Raw genomic sequence first — 16,203 nt, 5'->3', positions numbered from 1 at the left:
GACCACCCGCAAGATGATGAGGGGCCATGGCTGACACGGGCGTTGCGAAACTGGAACGAATCACGGCGCGCGCGCTCGGGTTCGTGGTGTTTTTCGCCAAACTTCTCTATGCGGCGCTGTTTGGCGTGATGATCCTGAGCGCGATCATCCTGACCCGATTGATCTGGAACCCGGACTGGGCGCTGGCGCGCTACGACGCGCTGGTGATCTTTGCCGTCGTCACGCAGATCGTGTTCATCTGGCGCGGGCTGGAGACGTGGGAGGAGGCGAAAGTCATCGCGATCTTCCACATCACCGGCACGTTGATGGAGATCTTCAAGCTGGCGCAAGGGTCCTGGGACTATCCCGATCAGGGCATTCTGGAAATCGGCGGCGTGCCGCTGTTTTCGGGGTTCATGTATGCCAGCGTGGGCAGCTTCATCGCGCGGTCCATCCGGCTTTTTCACATCCAGTTCGCGCCCTACCCGGCGTTTTGGATGACGTATCTGCTGGCCGTCGCCATCTACGTGAATTTCTACACCCACCACTACACCTACGACATTCGGTGGGTCCTGTTCGCCGCCACGCTGGTCCTGTTCTGGCGCACGCGGATCTGGTTCTTCATCCGCGACACGCCCCGCGCCATCCGCCTGCCCGTGGGCGCGTTCCTGTCGGCATGGCTTTTGTGGGTGGCTGAGAACGTGGGCACCTTCACCCGGACCTGGACCTACGAGGTGCAGGGCGACTATGGGTTGGTGGATATCGGCAAGTTCGGGTCGTGGTACCTGTTGCTGTTCGTGGCCTTCGTCACGGTCACGCTGGTGGTGCGCGATGCGATGCACCCGCACCCGATCCACGCGCCTTCACGCGGAATTGCCCCCACGCGAAATTGACTGACGCACAGGCTGGTCATACCCGCCCACCGCGTTAAGCTATCTTCAGACCACGGGGAGATATGACAATGACGATCAAATACCTTCACACCATGGTGCGGGTCAAAGACCTCGACGCCTCCATCGCGTTTTTCAAGCTTCTGGGGCTGGAGGAAACCCGCCGCATGGACAGCGAAGGCGGGCGCTTCACCTTGGTGTTCATGACGCCGCCGGGCCAGGAAAACGCCCATGTGGAGCTGACCTACAACTGGGACGGCGACGAAGGCCTGCCAAGCGACAGTCGCCATTTCGGGCACCTCGCCTACCGCGTCGATGACATCTACGCCATGTGCCAGCACCTCCAGGACAACGGCGTCACCATCAACCGCCCGCCGCGCGATGGGCACATGGCCTTCGTGCGCTCGCCCGACAACATCTCGATCGAGCTGTTGCAGGAGGGGGAGGCGCTGGCCCCGGCCGAGCCTTGGGCCTCGATGGAGAATACAGGGCACTGGTGATGGCCCACCTGCCCCTCGGCGCTATGGCTGCGGCCGCGTGCCTCTTCGCCGCATCTCCGGGTGCGGCGCAGGACCAGTGTCGGCTGGCGCTTCAATTGGGGCTGGATGTCTCGGCCTCCGTCGATCAGGCGGAATACCGGTTGCAGGCCGACGGCTTGGCAGCGGCGCTTCTGGACCCCGTCGTGACCGAGGCGTTCCTGAACGGCCCCGGCCCCGTCGCCCTGTCGATCTTCGAATGGTCCGGGCGCTTCCAGCAGGAGGTCATCATTGATTGGACGCTGATCCGGACCGAGGCCGATCTGCTGGCCGTGGCCGAGCGGGTCGCCTCTGCCACCCGTGGCAGCCAGGATTTCCCCACGGCCCTTGGCTACGCCCTTGGCTTTGCCGCCACCCGGTTCCGCGAAGCGCCGGTGTGCCTGTTCCAGACCCTCGACATCTCGGGCGATGGACAAAACAACGACGGCTTCCCCCCCGTCGCGGCCTACGAGCACTTTGATTTCAACGGCGTCACGGTCAATGGCCTGGCCATCGGCGGCGCCTCCCGCGAGATCGAGGAATACTACGCCGCCGAGGTCATCCACGGCCCCGGTGCCTTCGTGGAATACGCCCTGAACCACGACGACTTCGCCGAAGCCATGCGCCGCAAGCTGGAGCGGGAATTGCGGGCGATGATTTTTGGGGAGGCGTCCCCGCCGCCCCTTTCGCCCTAAACGGGCAACATCGCTACGCCCACGCGGCGCCCTTCGGCCAGCAGCACGTTGTACGTCCGGCACGCGGCGGGCGAGGCCATGACCTCCAGCCCCATCCCGGCCGCTTCCACCGCCTGGCGCAAGGCCACGGGGGGATGCGCGATCTCGGCCCCGGTGCCCAACAGAAGCACGTCGACCTCGGACGCCGCAGCCACCAACGCGCCCGTATCCTCGAACCCGGCCCACCCCTTGGCCCCCGACGGCAGCAGCAGCACCGCACCGTTGAACACCTCACTCCCGACCCGGAAGAAACCGGGGCCGTAGCCATCGACAGGCGCCGAGTCGTCAAACTGCACTTCGTTCATACGCATGTCACGCTCCCCAAATCGGCAGGCCCATGATGCCCGCCAGTGCGATCAGAATATAGGCCGCCGTCTTGTAGACACCAGCCGCCTCGGGGCGAAACAGCGCCGTCCCGATCATCGTGCCCGCCGCATAGGGCAGCAGCATCAGCGCGCCGACCCAAACGGCAAACCCGTCGATGGCGCCTTGAATATACATCATCGGCATCAGGAACAGGGCGTTGAAGGTCAGGAAACAGGCCAGATTGGCGCGCGTCACCTCTACCGGTTGATCGGTGCCAAGGTTGAACAGGATGACCGGCGGGCCGTTCAGCCCGGTGGAGCCGCCCGTGATCCCCGACATCGCCCCCACCGCCGCGCGCAGCGGCGTGCCGCCACGCAGGGGCACCTTCCACCCGGCCACCAGCGCGGCCAGCGTCAGCAGGGTCAGGCCACAGACGCAGGCGCGGATCGTCACTTCGGGCGTCCAGCGCAACAGCGCCACGCCAAGCGGCATCGTCACCAGCGAGGCCGCGACCATCAGGATCGTCTGGCGCTGGTCCGCCTTGGGCCAGGCCTTGGGGATCATCGTGAATAACGAGGCCAGCGCCGACAGAGAGAAGGCGGCAATCGCCAGGGGCGGCGGCAGGAAGATCACCGCCAAGGGCATGAAGACAAGGGCCGAGCCGAAGCCCGCAAAACCGTAGACCAGCCCGGATAGACACGCCGCCGCGCAGACCCATAGCAACCCCGGGGTCGCCAAGGCCAGCGCGAGGGCCTCAGGCATCGATGTTGGCGAATTGCGTCCCGCCCGGGCCGCCCGCGCCCCCATCCGAGGGCTTCGACCAATCGCGCTTCACGCCGATCATCAGGACGACATTCTTGGCCACGTAGATCGACGAATACGTTCCCACGATCACACCCCAGGCAATGGCAAAGACAAAACCCCGGATCACGTCACCGCCCAGAACCAGCAGCGCGATCAGCGCGATCAGCGTGGTGCCCGACGTCATCAACGTGCGGCTGAGGGTCTCGTTCGCCGACAGGTTCATCACATCGCGCAGGGCCGTTTGCTTGTACTTGATCAGGTTCTCGCGCAGGCGGTCGAAGATCACCACCGTGTCGTTGATCGAATAGCCCACGATGGTCAGCAGCGCGGCGATGGTGGCCAGGTCAAAGCGGATCTGGAACAGGCTGAAAACGCCGATGGTCAGAATCACGTCATGGATCAGGGCCGCGACCGCGCCGACCGAGAACTGCCACTCGAACCGCAGCCAGATGTAGACAAGGATCGCGCCAAGGGACGCCAGCACGGCAAGGATGGCCGTCTGGATCAACTCACCCGAAACCTTGGGGCCCACGGACTCAACGCTGGGAAAGGTCATGGCGGGGTCAACGGAGGCCTGCAACGCCGCCTCGATGGCGGCGATGATCTCGGGCGTGACCGCCTCCGCGCCCTCTTGCGCCTGAATGCGGACCGTGACGACGTGCTGGTCATCGGCGAAGTTCGGGTCGAACACTTCCGAGATCACCACATCGCCCAGGCCCAAAGGCTCCAGCGCCGCGCGGTAGTCGGCCACATCCACCTGCACCGTGCTATCGGTGCGGATCGTGGTGCCCCCCAGGAAGTCGATCCCGAAGTTGAGGCCGACCAAAAGCCAGATCGCGAGCGAGGCGATGACGGCCACGACGGACGCCCCGAAGGTCGCGCGGGCATATTTGAAGAAGTCGAAGTTGGTCTCTTGCGGGACTAGACGAAGGCGCATGGATCAGACCTCGATCGTTTTGGGGCGGCGGCGTTCGAACCAGAACACAAGCAGCAGGCGCGTGACGTAGATGGCCGTGAAGACCGAGGTGGCAATGCCGATCCCCAGCGTGACCGAGAATCCGCGCACGGGGCCAGAGCCCAGAACAAACAGGATCGTCGCGATGATGAAGGTGGTGATGTTGGCGTCGATGATGGCGCTCAGGGCGCGCTCGTAGCCTAGTTCGATGGCCCTTGCCGGGCCCTTGGCGGTCTTGAGTTCTTCGCGGATCCGCTCGAACACCAGCACGTTGGCGTCCACCGCCATACCGATGGTCAACACGATCCCCGCGATGCCCGGCAGCGTCAACGTGGCCCCGATCAACGACAGCACGCCGAAAATCAGCCCCACGTTCAGGACAAGTGCGATGCTGGCGAACACGCCGAACAACCCGTAGCTGGCGATCATGAAGATCAGCACGGCGGCAAACGCGATCAGCGCCGCTGTCTGGCCCGCCTGCACGCTGTCGGCACCCAGTTCCGGCCCGATGGTGCGCTCTTCCAGGAACGTCATTTCCGCAGGCAGTGCGCCCGCGCGCAGCAGGATTGCCAGCTCGGTGGAGCCTTCCACGGTGAAGTTGCCGCTGATCTGCCCCGCACCGCCCGTGATCGCCGACCGGATCACCGGCGCGCTGATCACCTCGTTATCGAGGACAATGGCGAAGGGCGCGCCGATATTGGCCGCCGTGTAATCGCCAAACGCCCGCGCGCCCGAGGGGTTGAAGCGGAAGGTGACGATCGCTTCGCCGGTCTGTTGGTCGAACCCTGGCTGGCTGTCCACAAGGTCATCGCCCGACACCACGGGCGTCTCTTCCAGGATGTAGTACCCTTCGCCTTCCTCGATGGAGGGCAGGATGATCTGGCGGCTTTCCACGTCCTCATCGGGCCCGCTGGCGCGGCCCACGACGGGGTGGAATGTCAGCCGAGCGGTCGTCCCTATCAGCTCTTTCAACTCCTGCGCCGACCCGATCCCCGGCACCTGGATCAGGATGCGGTCCGCGCCCTGGCGTTGAATGGTCGGCTCCCGCGTGCCCGCCTCGTCTACGCGGCGGCGCACGATCTCGATGCTTTGCTGCAACGTCCGGTCGTTGGTCGCTGCCTGCTCTGCCTCGCTGAGGCGTACCGTGATGATGTCGCCAGACCCGCTGACATCCAGCGTGCTTTCGCCAAAGCCGCCCGTCAGGCTGACCACGGGCTGGCCCAACTCCCGCACGGCGGCCAGGGCCGAAGGCATCCCCTCGGGCTGGCTGATGCGCACCTGCATCAAGCCCGGCTCTGCATCGATACGGCGGATCGTGCCGACAACGTCGCGCAACTCCCGCAGCGCGTCGCGCACCTCTGGCCACAGGCTGTCCATCCGCTGCACGTAGACGTCTTCGACCCGCACTTCCGCGAGCAGATGCGCACCGCCGCGCAGGTCCAGACCCAGGTTCACCAGCGTCGCCGGCAGAAAGCTTGGCCAGGCCGCGATATCTGCCGTCTGCTCGGGCGTCTCGATGCCCGTCCGCTCGATCTCGGCCAGCGCATCGTTGTGCCGCTCTACCGTGCCGTAGAAGAAGTTCGGCATCGCGAAACTCAGGCCCACAAGAACCGTCAGAACAATGAACAGCCGGTTCCAGAGAGGGATCTGCAGCATGGAGGAGGTTCCTTAACGTCGCGCAAACACGCGGTATCAGTCGTTGGCAGGCTCGGTCTTGGAGCGGACCTGCGCAATCGTCGGCCGCAACACGCGGATCTTCACGTCTTTCGCGATCTCGACCTCGACCTCGGTCTCGTCCTTGACCTTGGTGATCTTGCCGATCAACCCGCCCTGGGTGACAACCTCATCCCCGCGCCGGAGCGCCTCGACCATCGCCTGATGGTCCTTCACCTTCTTCTGCTGAGGGCGGATAAGGAAGAAATACATGATCACGAGGATCAGGATCAGCGGAACGACCTGGCCGAAGGCTTCCATGGGCTTGCGTCCTTTGGTTGATGTGGCCGCGCGACGCAGCCCTGTTGAAAAGTTGGCGCACCCTAGTTGCGCGCCGGGGCAAGTGCAACGGGTGCTATGGGCCAGATGGGCGCAACGGGCGTGGGCTGCAAGAGGCCCCGGTGCCCGAGCCTGGGCCCGGCGCCGTTTCGGTTGCGCAATCGGTGCAAAATGGTGACGGTGCTGGGAATGGACGCGACAACCACGATAACCCTGCCCCTTCCGCCGGATACCTTGATGATCCTCTTGGTATTGTTCGGCTTGGGCCTTGCAAGCTACGTGATCTTTGCGGTGCTCCCGAAGTCCGATAACCCGCCGCGCAACAACCCCATAGACCGCCTAGCCACCAGCCTTGGGTTTCGTCTGACCGGATCTTTCGAAGCCATGCTCCTGTTCCTCGTCATCTGCGTCTATGCCGTCGTTTTCGCCTTCGCCGCCATCATCTCTCTGCGCGCGCTGGGTGGCATCCTTCTGGTTGCAAACACCGATGTCACAGCCCCCACCCAACCCCGCGCAGGCCTTGCTTTCGGCACACTCCTTGCCGCCATCCTCGGCGCGCCCTTCATCATCTGGCGCTCGTGGATCGCGGCCAAGCAAACGGCAGTGGCGGAAGAGAGCCTGTTCAACGACAAGATCAACGCCGCCGCCCAAGACCTCGCAGCGCGGCGGCAAGTGACCAAAGCCGTTGCGCCCGGCGGAAGCTACGAAAAGCATCAGGATTTCTGGGAAGACGACCTCGTCACCCGCGCCGCCGCCATTGACCGGCTGGAGGGCCTCGCACTCGAAGCCATGGCACGCGGCGATTATCCCCCTGCTCAGCGCATCGCCCGCATGCTTTCCATCTACTTGCAGGAGCTCAGCCGCGCCTACCCGCCGCAGAACAGGTCCCAAAACTTAGCTTCGGGCGACATTCGTACGTGGGCCGGAACACTTACCCCAATCCGACCCGACATGCACCGAGCTGCCCAAAGCCTTGGGCGTATCAATCCTAAAGATAAGGCACAGCGCGCCGCCTTTGGTCCCGCCAACATTGACCTGCGCCGCTGCAACCTACAGGGTTTTGATCTGTCCAGTCTTGAATTCTCGGGTGCTTTGCTTGCTTTCGCAAACTTATGCAACTCCAGCTTGTCCCAAAGCAAAATTCAATCAGCGGACTTCGACGGTGCAAATCTTACAAATTGCAACTTGAGCAACGTTGAAGTCTCAGGAATGACGTTTCGGCACACTGACTTTGGGTTTGCGATTTTCTCTGGATCTGCGTTTCGTCATTGTACTTTCCAAAGCTGCCAATTCTCAGGCAGCGCATTCAATAATTCTTCGTTCATAGGTTGCTTTTTTGAAAGAGCGTGGTTTGGCTCAACCTCTTTTGGAGCTGCTCCTATTGCGCTCAGCGACTTTTCAGGGAGCGCCATTCGCGAAGCTTCGCCAACCACAATCGGGGCCTTGTCATCGGTAGCTGAGAGTTTTTTCACCGATGGTACAAGTAAGCGGTCGTTTGAAATTCTAGTTCGGCAGCTAAAGGGAACCATTGGCGAACACTTCAATCCGACGTGGCCAACGCACTGGTCAGAAGAGCGATTGTCAATTGAAGCAAACGAGTTGGGAGAAAGTGACTTCCTCACCCAATGGCGCGCCTTCGCTGCTTCCCTCGACCCGCCCGTCGCCATCGCGCCCGACTATGGCCGACCGCCCCCATGACGCCCCTGCGCTGTGCTGGCCTCCTCCTCTGCACCCTCACCCTCACCGCGCCGGTGCATGCCGATATCGCCGGCGCGCCGCTGTCGCCGCCAGCGTTCATCGAGGCACAGCTTTCCGCCATTGCCCGTCTGCGCGGGGTCGATGCCGCCAGCGGGGGCTGCACCGCCGTGCTTGTCGCGCCGCAGGCCGTGCTGACCGCCGCCCATTGCGCCCGCGCGCCCCTTGTCGCGCCGCAAGTCGTGATCTTTCCCGGTGCCGTGCCAGCGCGCCATGACGTGATCACCCGCCTTTCCCATCCGACGCCCGCGCGCCGCCCTGCACTCGCCATCTCCGACTACACCACCGACCTCGCCGTCTTGCTGCTGGCCCGGCCTGTGTCGCCCGACGTCGCCACGCCGATGCCCCTTGGGCCGCCCGATCCGGCCCTGCCCCATGGTGTCTACGGATTTGACAACCGCGACACCGCCGACGTCCTTCGCGGTCACGCGCCCTGCGCGGTGCAGGTGCTGGATGACGGCCCGCTGGCCAGCGATTGCCATGTCGTCAACGGCCAGTCCGGCGGGGCGCTTGTGCGGTTCACCGAAGACGGCCCGCGTCTGGTTGGTATTCTCGTGGCCCAACTCGGCGGCGACGCCGAGATCCGCAGCCTCGCCGCCCGTCCTGATCCAGCGCACTGGCGCGCGCTTGCCGATGTCTTGGGCCTGCCTGCGCCCGCCGCCGTCCCCGCCCAATAGGCCGGGGCGTGCCTGCCCATCACATGGCGGCACAGACACACCCACAAGCTGGGAATGCGCGATACCCGAGCGAAAATCGTGTGCCTGAAAACTACGGGTCAATTACACCCGCTATTGCAGCCTCGCCACCAGCCGCGACACCGACGTGAACATCGGGGAATGGGTGAACCCATGGTCCTCCACGGCCAAATTCGGGTAGCGCGTCGCCAGGTGGCTGATGACCTGCTCCACCTCCATCGTGACCGCATAGCGCCCGATGCACGAGAAGATGCCGCCCCCGAAATTCAGGTGCGGCGGCTCGTCTGTGCGATCGATGTCAAACGTTTCCGGTTCCGCATAATATCTTTCGTCCCAATGGGTTGCGCCAATGTTGGCGAAGACCGGCGTGCCCTTGGGGATCGCCACATCGGCGATCACCATATCTTCCATCGCCTCGCGTGAGGTCGAAATCGTGCGCGGGTGATACCGCATCACCTCGCGCACCGCGGCGGGCACCAGCGATGGGTCGCGCCCCAACCGCGCCCAGACCTCGGGGCGCGAGGCCAGTTCGATCACCGCGATGCCGATCTGGTGCGAGGAATTGTCAGTATTCGCCTCTGCCAATTTGATCACCCAATTGCGCAGATCATCCTCGTCCAACTGCCCGGCCTCTTCCGCTTTTATCAGGTCCGTCAACAGGTTATCCCCCGGCGCTGCGCGGCACGCGGCAATGCGCGCCTCGGCAAAATCGATCAACGCCTCGAAGGCATTGATGATTTCTTCGGCGAATTCAGGGTTGCGCGTATGCACCTTCTGCACCGAGTGTGAGGTCCGCGCGACAAAGGCCGCATCCTCGAACGGCGCGCCCATCCAGTAGCAATAAACGGCAGAGGGCGTGGGGTCGCACAGCGTCTCGATCAGGTCCGTGGGCTCGCCCTTCGGGATCGCCTCGATCACCCGCTGGACGACGCCATCGACCTCCCGGCGAAACGTCTCCGTGCCCTCCGGCCCCATCAGCCGGGCCAACGGCAGGCGCAGATCTCGCCTGCGTGGCCCGCGATTGTGGAACGAGATCGACTGTCGCTTGTAGTTCAGCGGGCGGCCCTCCGGCAGGCCCAGAACGTTCATCAGCTTGGGGTGCCCGGTCCCCAGCTGACGGTCCAATACGGCCTTGCGGCACAGGTCATAATCCAGAATTTCAACGCCCCGCGCACTGCGGGCCAGCGGCCACTTCTGCCCATGGGCGGCCAGGGTCGCGAACGGCGCGGCTACGTAGTCGGCCGAGTTGAAATCCAGGTCGGGCAGGTCGGCTATCTGGCGCATGGGACACTCGCGGGTAAGACTTGGCAGGCCCCATGACAGTAACGCACCCGGACGCGAAGGAAAGCCGTCGCGGCGCAGATCACAACACCCTTCCCCCTCGCGCCGCTTTCCGGCATACCGCGCGCAACCGCAAAAAGGAGGCTCCCCATGCATGACATCCGCGCAATCCGCGAGAACCCTGCTGCTTTTGACGCCGCTTTGGCGCTTCGGGGCCTGTCTCCTGTCTCCTCCGACATCCTCGCCATCGACGAGGCCCGCCGCGCCGCGATCACCCAGGCCGAAACGGCCCAGGCCGACCGTAACGCGGCCTCCAAGGAGGTGGGCAAAGCAAAGGCCTCCGGCGATGAGGCCGAGTTTGAGCGTCTGCGCACGTTGGTTGCGGCCAAGAAGGACGAAATTGCGCGTCTCGATGAAGAGGCCAAGGCCCGCGACGCCGAGTTGACGGCCATCCTAGAATCCCTGCCCAACCTGCCCGCCTCGGACGTGCCCGAGGGCGCGGACGAGGCCGACAATGTCGAACAACACCGCCGCGGCACCCCGCGCGTCTTCGACTTCACGCCGGTGGAGCACTACGACATCGCAGGCGTGAAACCGGGCATGGATTTCGAGACCGCCGCAAAACTCTCCGGCGCGCGCTTTGTCACGCTCAAAGGTGCCGTTGCCCGCGTCCATAGGGCTCTGGCACAATTCATGCTGGATACGCATACCGAGGAAAACGGCCTGACCGAGGTCAACGCCCCCGTTCTGGTCCGCGACGAAACCATGTATGGCACCGGTCAACTGCCCAAATTCGCAGAAGACAGCTACCAGACGACCAATGGCTGGTGGCTGATCCCCACCTCCGAGGTCACGCTGACCTCGCTGGACGCGGGCAACACCATCGACGAGGCCACCCTGCCCCGCCGCTACACCGCCCATTCGCTGTGCTTCCGCAGCGAAGCCGGCAGCGCGGGCCGTGACACTTCCGGCATGCTGCGCCAGCACCAGTTCGAGAAGGTCGAGATGGTCTCCATCACCCATCCCGATCAGTCGGACGCCGAGCAATTGCGCATGCTGGCCTGCGCGGAAGGCATCCTCGACAAGCTGAACATCCCCTACCGTACCGTACTGCTCTGCGCGGGCGACATGGGGTTTGGTGCGACCCGCACCTTTGATATCGAGGCGTGGTTGCCGGGCCAGAACACCTACCGCGAGATTTCCTCTGTCTCCACCTGTGGCGCGTTCCAGGCCCGCCGCATGAACGCGCGGTTCAAGCCCTCGGGCGGCGGCAAGCCCGAGTTCGTGCATACGCTCAACGGCTCCGGCCTAGCCGTGGGCCGCTGCCTGATCGCGGTGCTGGAGAACGGCCAGAACGCCGACGGCTCCGTGAGCCTCCCGGAGGCTCTGCATCCCTGGCTGGGGGGTAAGACCCAGATCACGGCGGAGGGTGCCCTTGCCTAGACTGTCCGGCACGATGATGGCGGCGCTCGTGCTTGTGGCCGCCATCGCTTTCGCACTTTCTCCGGTGTTTACACAACCCTTCTCGGGCTTTGATCCCAGCCAGCTGCCCCGCCCGGTGGACGACCCGCCGATCCAGCCTGCCGGCTATGCCTTCGCAATCTGGGGCGTCATCTACCTGTGGCTGATCGCGGGCGCCGCCTACGGGCTGATCAAACGCGCCGATGCGCCCGATTGGCAGGCCATGCGCCCCGCGCTGCTGCTGTCGCTGGTGATCGGCGCCACCTGGATCCCCGTGGCGCTTGCGGCCCCCGTCCCCGCAACGCTCCTGATCATCGCCATGCTGCTCACCGCCCTCATCGCGCTTTTCCGGGCCCCACGCGCCGAAGCGCTCTGGGCCGCCGCCCCGATCGCGCTCTACGCAGGCTGGCTCTCGGCAGCGTCGGTCGTGGCCAGTGCCACCGTGGTGGCCGCCTATACGGGCCTCAGCCCCCAGGGTGTCAGCCTTGGCGGCATTCTCCTCGTGGCCTTCGTTGCAGGGGCCGTGGTGCGCACCACCGACCACCCGATCCCCTACGCCACCGCCGTGATCTGGGCGCTGGCAGGCATCGTCTTCTCCAACCTCGCCTCGGGTCTGGACACCGTCGGCATCACCGCGATGGCCGTCATCGCGGGCCTCGCCTTCGCCACCGTCAAGCGGATGCGCGCCCTGTCCTGACGCGCGCGCCCCCCTTTCATCTTGCCAGAAAAACTCCCCCCGGAGGGCGCCGCAGCCCGCCACCGCTTGCCGCCCTTGATGGCACAAGATACACCCGCAAACATGCGCATACTCATCACCAACGACGACGGCATCAACGCCCCTGGCCTTGAGGTCCTCCACACCATCGCCACCGACCTGGCCGGCGCCTCGGGCGAAGTCTGGACCGTCGCGCCCGCGTTTGAGCAATCCGGCGTGGGCCACTGCATTTCCTACACCCATCCCACCATGATCAGTGAGTTCGGGCGTCGCCGCTTTGCCGCCGAAGGCTCGCCCGCCGATTGCGTCATCGCCGCCTTGCATGACGTCATGAAGGACAGCCCACCGGATCTGATCCTGTCCGGGGTGAACAAGGGCAACAATTCGGCGGAAAATACGCTTTACTCCGGCACCATCGGCGCGGCGATCGAGGCCGCGATACAGGGCCTGCCCGCCATTGCCCTGTCGCAATACTATGGGCCGGGCAATATCGCCCTGCGCAACCAGTTCGAGGCCGCCGCCACCCACGGCGCCGATGTGATCCGCAAGATCCTTGCCGCACCCGGCGCGTTCGACAGCCACCCCTACAAGCTGTTTTACAACGTCAATTTCCCGCCCGTTCCGGCGGCAGCCGTCAAGGGCACCCGCGCCGTGGCCCAGGGCTTCCGGGAGGGGGGCACCGGCATGGGCATGAAGGCCGATATCGCGCCCAACGGCCGCAAGTTCCTGTGGATTACCGGCGCGCCCCAGAACGTGCCCTCGGGCGAAGATACCGACGCCACGGCGAACCTTGACGGGTTTGTCTCGGTCACGCCCATGCGCGCGGACCTGACAGCCTATGACCGTCTGCAAACCCTGAAAGACGCCATAGAATGACTGACGCACGCGGCGAGGGAACTGGCTTCGATGCGGAACGCAAGATGCAGTTCCTCTATTACCTGCGCCAGAAAGGCGTGATGGACAAACGCGTGCTGACCGCCATGGAGCGTGTCGACCGAGGTGCCTTCGTGCGCGGCCATTTCGCCGCCCGCGCCTACGAGGACATGCCGCTTCCGATCAGCTCGGGCCAGACCATCAGCCAGCCCTCCGTCGTGGGCCTGATGACCCAGGCGCTGGACGTGCAACCCCGTGACACGGTGCTGGAGATCGGCACCGGCTCGGGCTACCAGGCCGCGATCCTCAGCCACCTGGCGCGCCGCGTCTACACCATCGACCGCCACCGCAACCTGACCCGCGAGGCAGAGATCGTCTTCACCAAGATGGGTCTGGCCAACATCACCGTGCTGACCCGCGACGGATCTTTCGGGCTGCCGGATCAGGGCCCCTTCGACCGCATTCTTGTCACCGCCGCCGCCGAGGACCCGCCGGGCCCCTTGCTGCAACAGTTGAAGGTGGGCGGTGTGATGGTCGTCCCCGTCGGCCAATCCGACACTGTGCAAAGCCTGATCAAGGTCACTCGGGCCGAGCGTGGTTTCGATTATGACGAATTGATGCCCGTCCGCTTCGTGCCCCTGATTGAGGGCACGGCCCGCGACTAGCCCGCCCTACCCGGCCAGGGCCAACGTCGGCATGTCCATTCGGGCCCATTCCATGACATCGCGCTTTCCCCAGAACAACCTCGCCTGCGCACCGTAAGCGATCCTTGCATTCAACAGGTTCGGCGCTGTCGTCGCCAACAAGGGGATATGTGCTTTCAGCTCAGCCTTGCTGACCGCATCCATCATCGCCAAGGCCTGCGGCCCCGGAAAGAAGCTTTCGCTTGGAATGCCTTCCGCGAAGATCACCTGATGGGCTTCGAACAGCAAGTGGACGTACGTCACGCCACCTTCCGGGCTTACGATGCCGACACCGCGCAGGGACTTGCTCAGGTGAACGGCGCGCGCGAAATGGTCCTGGTCCAACAGCATCCCATGCTGGCGCGAGACCAGCATTTTACGCGTGTTATCCAGCACACCCCGCTGAATCCGTATGGGGCGGAGGTTGGGATGCAGTGACAACTCCAACGCCGTCACCCGCCGTTTGCCGATCCAGACGAGCCTTTGGGGGCCATTATCAAGGGTGCACACCAGGTCGCCCACACGCAAATCCTCGATCAGCACATCACCCTTGGGCGTACGGATAGCCGTGCCTTGGGTGAAGCAGACGACGCCGGTGTTGTCGGTCGTGAAACTTTCTGGCGAGGCGCCTTCAAACGCGATCCCTTCACCATCGGCCATCTGCGTGTTGTCCGAATAATCGGCCGCCCCCGGTCCGGTCGTATTGGATTGGTTGAGGATCCCGTCGTCGGCCCAGTCGTTGCGAAGTTCGTTGATGTCGTCATAGAAATTGCTGAGGTCGATGAAATCGTTGTTGGTAGGGTCCCCGTCGCCCAACGCCCCGGTGTTGCCGGTGTTGAAATCCGTGATCGTGTCGAGGCCATCGCCGACCTGGTAGACGAAGGTATCGTCTCCCGCGCCGCCCGTCAGGACATCGTTTCCGCCCCCGCCGTCCAGCGTGTCGGCGCCAAACCCGCCCTGCAGCACGTCCTGCCCATCTTCACCCGAAATCTCATCGTCGCCCTCGCCGCCCAAGACCGTGTCATTGTCCGCGCCGCCGCTGAGCGTATCGGCTTGATCGCCACCATCGATGTAGTCATTTCCCGCGCCCCCCTCGATCGTGTCGTTGCCGACATCACCGGGGTTCGGGCCATCGCCGTAAAGCGTGTCAGCGCCGTCACCGCCCAACACGCTGTCGTCGCCGTACCCTGCAACGATGGAATCGGCACCCTCGCCACCATCAATCGTGTCCCCGCCACGGCCGCCCGTGATCGTATCGTCGCCGCCCAAGCCAAGGATATCGACACCCGGCGCATCACCAATCAGCCCCGTTTGATCCGCGCTGCCATCGATGGAATCGCCCTGATGCGTCGCAATTATGTTCTCGATCTCTTCAAACGTCATCGTGTCCGAGCCATCGATGATCGCGCCGTCGCTGGTATCATTATAGGTAATCGTCACCGGCCCGCTCAGGGCGGACAGGTCAATCGTGTCGTCGTCCGTGCCGCCACTTCCACCGTCGACGGTGTCATTTCCAAAACCGTCCTGCACGATGAAGGTATCCGCATCGTCCCCTCCCGACAGAGAGTCACTGCCGCTTTCAAGCGACGGTGGGATCGCGGTCGAAAACACGAGCGACGTCGAGAAGGGCGCACTATTGTCATGGTAGATCTCGAACGATTGCTGATTGCCGTTGGCATAGGTCAGCGTGATATACGCGTAGCCGGGCGAGCTGCTCACGCTCATCCCGACCCAGCTTTCCTGCACGTAGATCTTGTCGGTGCCGACGTCAAAATCGCCGATGGTCAGCGTACCCGCATCATCCGTCGTGGTCACGTGGACGAAATCCGCCTCGCCGTCCCCATCGCCTGCGGTGGGGGAGTTGTTGAAACGGATCGTCGCAGAGTTTTCCGCGCCGCCCGCCCATTCAAACGCATCGACGCCCGACGTACCTGTCAGATCATCGCCATCATTGACGGTGATCGCCGAAACAGAACCTGCATCGTTGCCAGAGATCATCGTGTCGTTACCCTGCCCGCCCTCGACAGTGTCGTCGCCAGCTCCACCATCAAGCAGATCGTCGCCGTCTTCTCCTTTTATCGTGTCGTTTCCTGCATCGCCGTCAATTGTGTCATTGCCGTCGTAGCCATAGATTTCATCGTTCCCGTCGCCACCATCGATGCTGTCGTCACCGTTCCAACCATCAATCCAGTCATCCCCACCGCCGCCCGACAGGGTATCGTCGCCGTCACCGGATTCCACGCTGTCGACGCCATCGCCCCCGGTGTAATCATCCCCGCCGTCGGACGTGACGTAGGTGTCGAAAAAGGTCCACTCGGTGCTGCCGCCCAAGCTGGCATCGCTGCTGCCGCCATAGGTTGCATCCCCGATGGTGAATGTCGTGGATCCGTCGGTGATCGTGACCAATCCACTTGGGGCGTCGAAGGTAACGGTGAACGCACTGGGCAGGAAAGAGCAGTCAAGCTCATTCCCGGTTCCCGTTTCGCTGATCGATGACCAGAACGACGGATCGTCCCAATTGGACGTGGTAACGGTATAGATTGCCATGGACACGCGGCCTTCGGT

The 16,203-nt window shown here is 63.8% G+C and carries 16 protein-coding genes; 9 read left to right on the top strand and 7 right to left on the bottom strand.

The window, feature by feature from the left end:
- Nucleotides 1-26 precede the first annotated feature (26 nt).
- The 3 genes from KUL25_RS20515 to KUL25_RS20505 all read left to right on the top strand — a co-directional run bounded on the left by KUL25_RS20515 (nucleotide 27) and on the right by KUL25_RS20505 (nucleotide 2,079).
- Nucleotides 27-872: a DUF817 domain-containing protein gene (locus tag KUL25_RS20515; protein ID WP_257894584.1), complete on the top strand. Its 846-nt coding sequence runs from the start codon at nucleotides 27-29 to the stop codon at nucleotides 870-872.
- A 68-nt stretch (nucleotides 873-940) separates the two neighbouring features.
- Entirely contained in the window at nucleotides 941-1,369 is a 429-nt protein-coding gene (locus KUL25_RS20510; protein ID WP_257894583.1) for a VOC family protein, read from the top strand.
- A complete protein-coding gene (locus KUL25_RS20505; RefSeq protein ID WP_257894582.1) occupies nucleotides 1,369-2,079 on the top strand; it encodes a DUF1194 domain-containing protein in 711 nt (236 codons plus the stop codon). Before KUL25_RS20510 ends, KUL25_RS20505 begins: the two co-directional genes overlap by 1 nt.
- On the opposite strand, the gene KUL25_RS20500 is transcribed toward KUL25_RS20505, so the two are convergent.
- The 5 genes from KUL25_RS20500 to yajC are packed head-to-tail and all read right to left on the bottom strand — an operon-like array spanning nucleotide 2,076 to nucleotide 6,157.
- Nucleotides 2,076-2,429 carry an Mth938-like domain-containing protein gene (locus KUL25_RS20500; protein WP_257894581.1) on the bottom strand — a complete coding sequence of 118 codons (354 nt, stop codon included), beginning with the start codon at nucleotides 2,427-2,429 and terminating at the stop codon, nucleotides 2,076-2,078. The two genes, KUL25_RS20505 and KUL25_RS20500, sit on opposite strands and share 4 nt — an antisense overlap.
- 1 nt (nucleotide 2,430) lies before the next feature.
- Entirely contained in the window at nucleotides 2,431-3,186 is a 756-nt protein-coding gene (locus KUL25_RS20495) for a sulfite exporter TauE/SafE family protein (RefSeq protein WP_257894580.1), read from the bottom strand.
- Complete coding sequence (secF, locus tag KUL25_RS20490) at nucleotides 3,179-4,165, bottom strand: protein translocase subunit SecF (RefSeq protein WP_257894579.1); 987 nt, start codon at nucleotides 4,163-4,165, stop codon at nucleotides 3,179-3,181. Before secF ends, KUL25_RS20495 begins: the two co-directional genes overlap by 8 nt.
- A gap of 3 nt (nucleotides 4,166-4,168) precedes the next feature.
- Nucleotides 4,169-5,839 carry a protein translocase subunit SecD gene (gene secD / locus KUL25_RS20485; RefSeq protein WP_257894578.1) on the bottom strand — a complete coding sequence of 557 codons (1,671 nt, stop codon included), beginning with the start codon at nucleotides 5,837-5,839 and terminating at the stop codon, nucleotides 4,169-4,171.
- A gap of 36 nt (nucleotides 5,840-5,875) precedes the next feature.
- Entirely contained in the window at nucleotides 5,876-6,157 is a 282-nt protein-coding gene (gene yajC / locus KUL25_RS20480) for a preprotein translocase subunit YajC (RefSeq protein WP_068364439.1), read from the bottom strand.
- Between the two features lie 207 nt (nucleotides 6,158-6,364).
- Between yajC and KUL25_RS20475 the strand changes: the two genes are divergently transcribed.
- Both KUL25_RS20475 and KUL25_RS20470 read left to right on the top strand, forming a co-directional pair.
- On the top strand, nucleotides 6,365-7,873 hold the full coding sequence (locus KUL25_RS20475; RefSeq protein ID WP_257894577.1) for a pentapeptide repeat-containing protein: 1,509 nt from the start codon (nucleotides 6,365-6,367) through the stop codon (nucleotides 7,871-7,873).
- Nucleotides 7,870-8,607: a trypsin-like serine peptidase gene (locus KUL25_RS20470; protein ID WP_257894576.1), complete on the top strand. Its 738-nt coding sequence runs from the start codon at nucleotides 7,870-7,872 to the stop codon at nucleotides 8,605-8,607. Before KUL25_RS20475 ends, KUL25_RS20470 begins: the two co-directional genes overlap by 4 nt.
- A 111-nt stretch (nucleotides 8,608-8,718) precedes the next feature.
- Here the strand turns inward: KUL25_RS20470 and KUL25_RS20465 are convergent, their stop codons facing one another.
- Nucleotides 8,719-9,909: a cytochrome P450 gene (locus KUL25_RS20465; RefSeq protein WP_257894575.1), complete on the bottom strand. Its 1,191-nt coding sequence runs from the start codon at nucleotides 9,907-9,909 to the stop codon at nucleotides 8,719-8,721.
- 147 nt (nucleotides 9,910-10,056) lie between these two features.
- Between KUL25_RS20465 and serS the strand changes: the two genes are divergently transcribed.
- The 4 genes from serS to KUL25_RS20445 all read left to right on the top strand — a co-directional run bounded on the left by serS (nucleotide 10,057) and on the right by KUL25_RS20445 (nucleotide 13,620).
- Nucleotides 10,057-11,349: a serine--tRNA ligase gene (gene serS / locus KUL25_RS20460; protein ID WP_257894574.1), complete on the top strand. Its 1,293-nt coding sequence runs from the start codon at nucleotides 10,057-10,059 to the stop codon at nucleotides 11,347-11,349.
- Entirely contained in the window at nucleotides 11,342-12,064 is a 723-nt protein-coding gene (locus KUL25_RS20455) for a tryptophan-rich sensory protein (RefSeq protein WP_257894573.1), read from the top strand. Before serS ends, KUL25_RS20455 begins: the two co-directional genes overlap by 8 nt.
- A gap of 102 nt (nucleotides 12,065-12,166) precedes the next feature.
- Complete coding sequence (surE, locus tag KUL25_RS20450) at nucleotides 12,167-12,958, top strand: 5'/3'-nucleotidase SurE (protein ID WP_068364458.1); 792 nt, start codon at nucleotides 12,167-12,169, stop codon at nucleotides 12,956-12,958.
- The gene (locus KUL25_RS20445; RefSeq protein ID WP_257894572.1) at nucleotides 12,955-13,620 is read left to right on the top strand and encodes a protein-L-isoaspartate(D-aspartate) O-methyltransferase; all 666 of its coding nucleotides are present in this window, start codon (nucleotides 12,955-12,957) and stop codon (nucleotides 13,618-13,620) included. The genes surE and KUL25_RS20445 overlap by 4 nt, the downstream gene beginning before the upstream one ends.
- A 6-nt stretch (nucleotides 13,621-13,626) precedes the next feature.
- Here the strand turns inward: KUL25_RS20445 and KUL25_RS20440 are convergent, their stop codons facing one another.
- Entirely contained in the window at nucleotides 13,627-16,185 is a 2,559-nt protein-coding gene (locus KUL25_RS20440; RefSeq protein ID WP_257894571.1) for a Hint domain-containing protein, read from the bottom strand.
- Between the last annotated feature and the right edge of the window lie 18 nt (nucleotides 16,186-16,203).

Source organism: Gymnodinialimonas phycosphaerae (genome assembly GCF_019195455.1).
In the GTDB taxonomy this organism is placed as follows: domain Bacteria; phylum Pseudomonadota; class Alphaproteobacteria; order Rhodobacterales; family Rhodobacteraceae; genus Gymnodinialimonas; species Gymnodinialimonas phycosphaerae.
The sequence above is the reverse complement of the archived record's forward strand: the minus strand, read 5'-3'. Positions and strand labels throughout refer to the sequence as shown.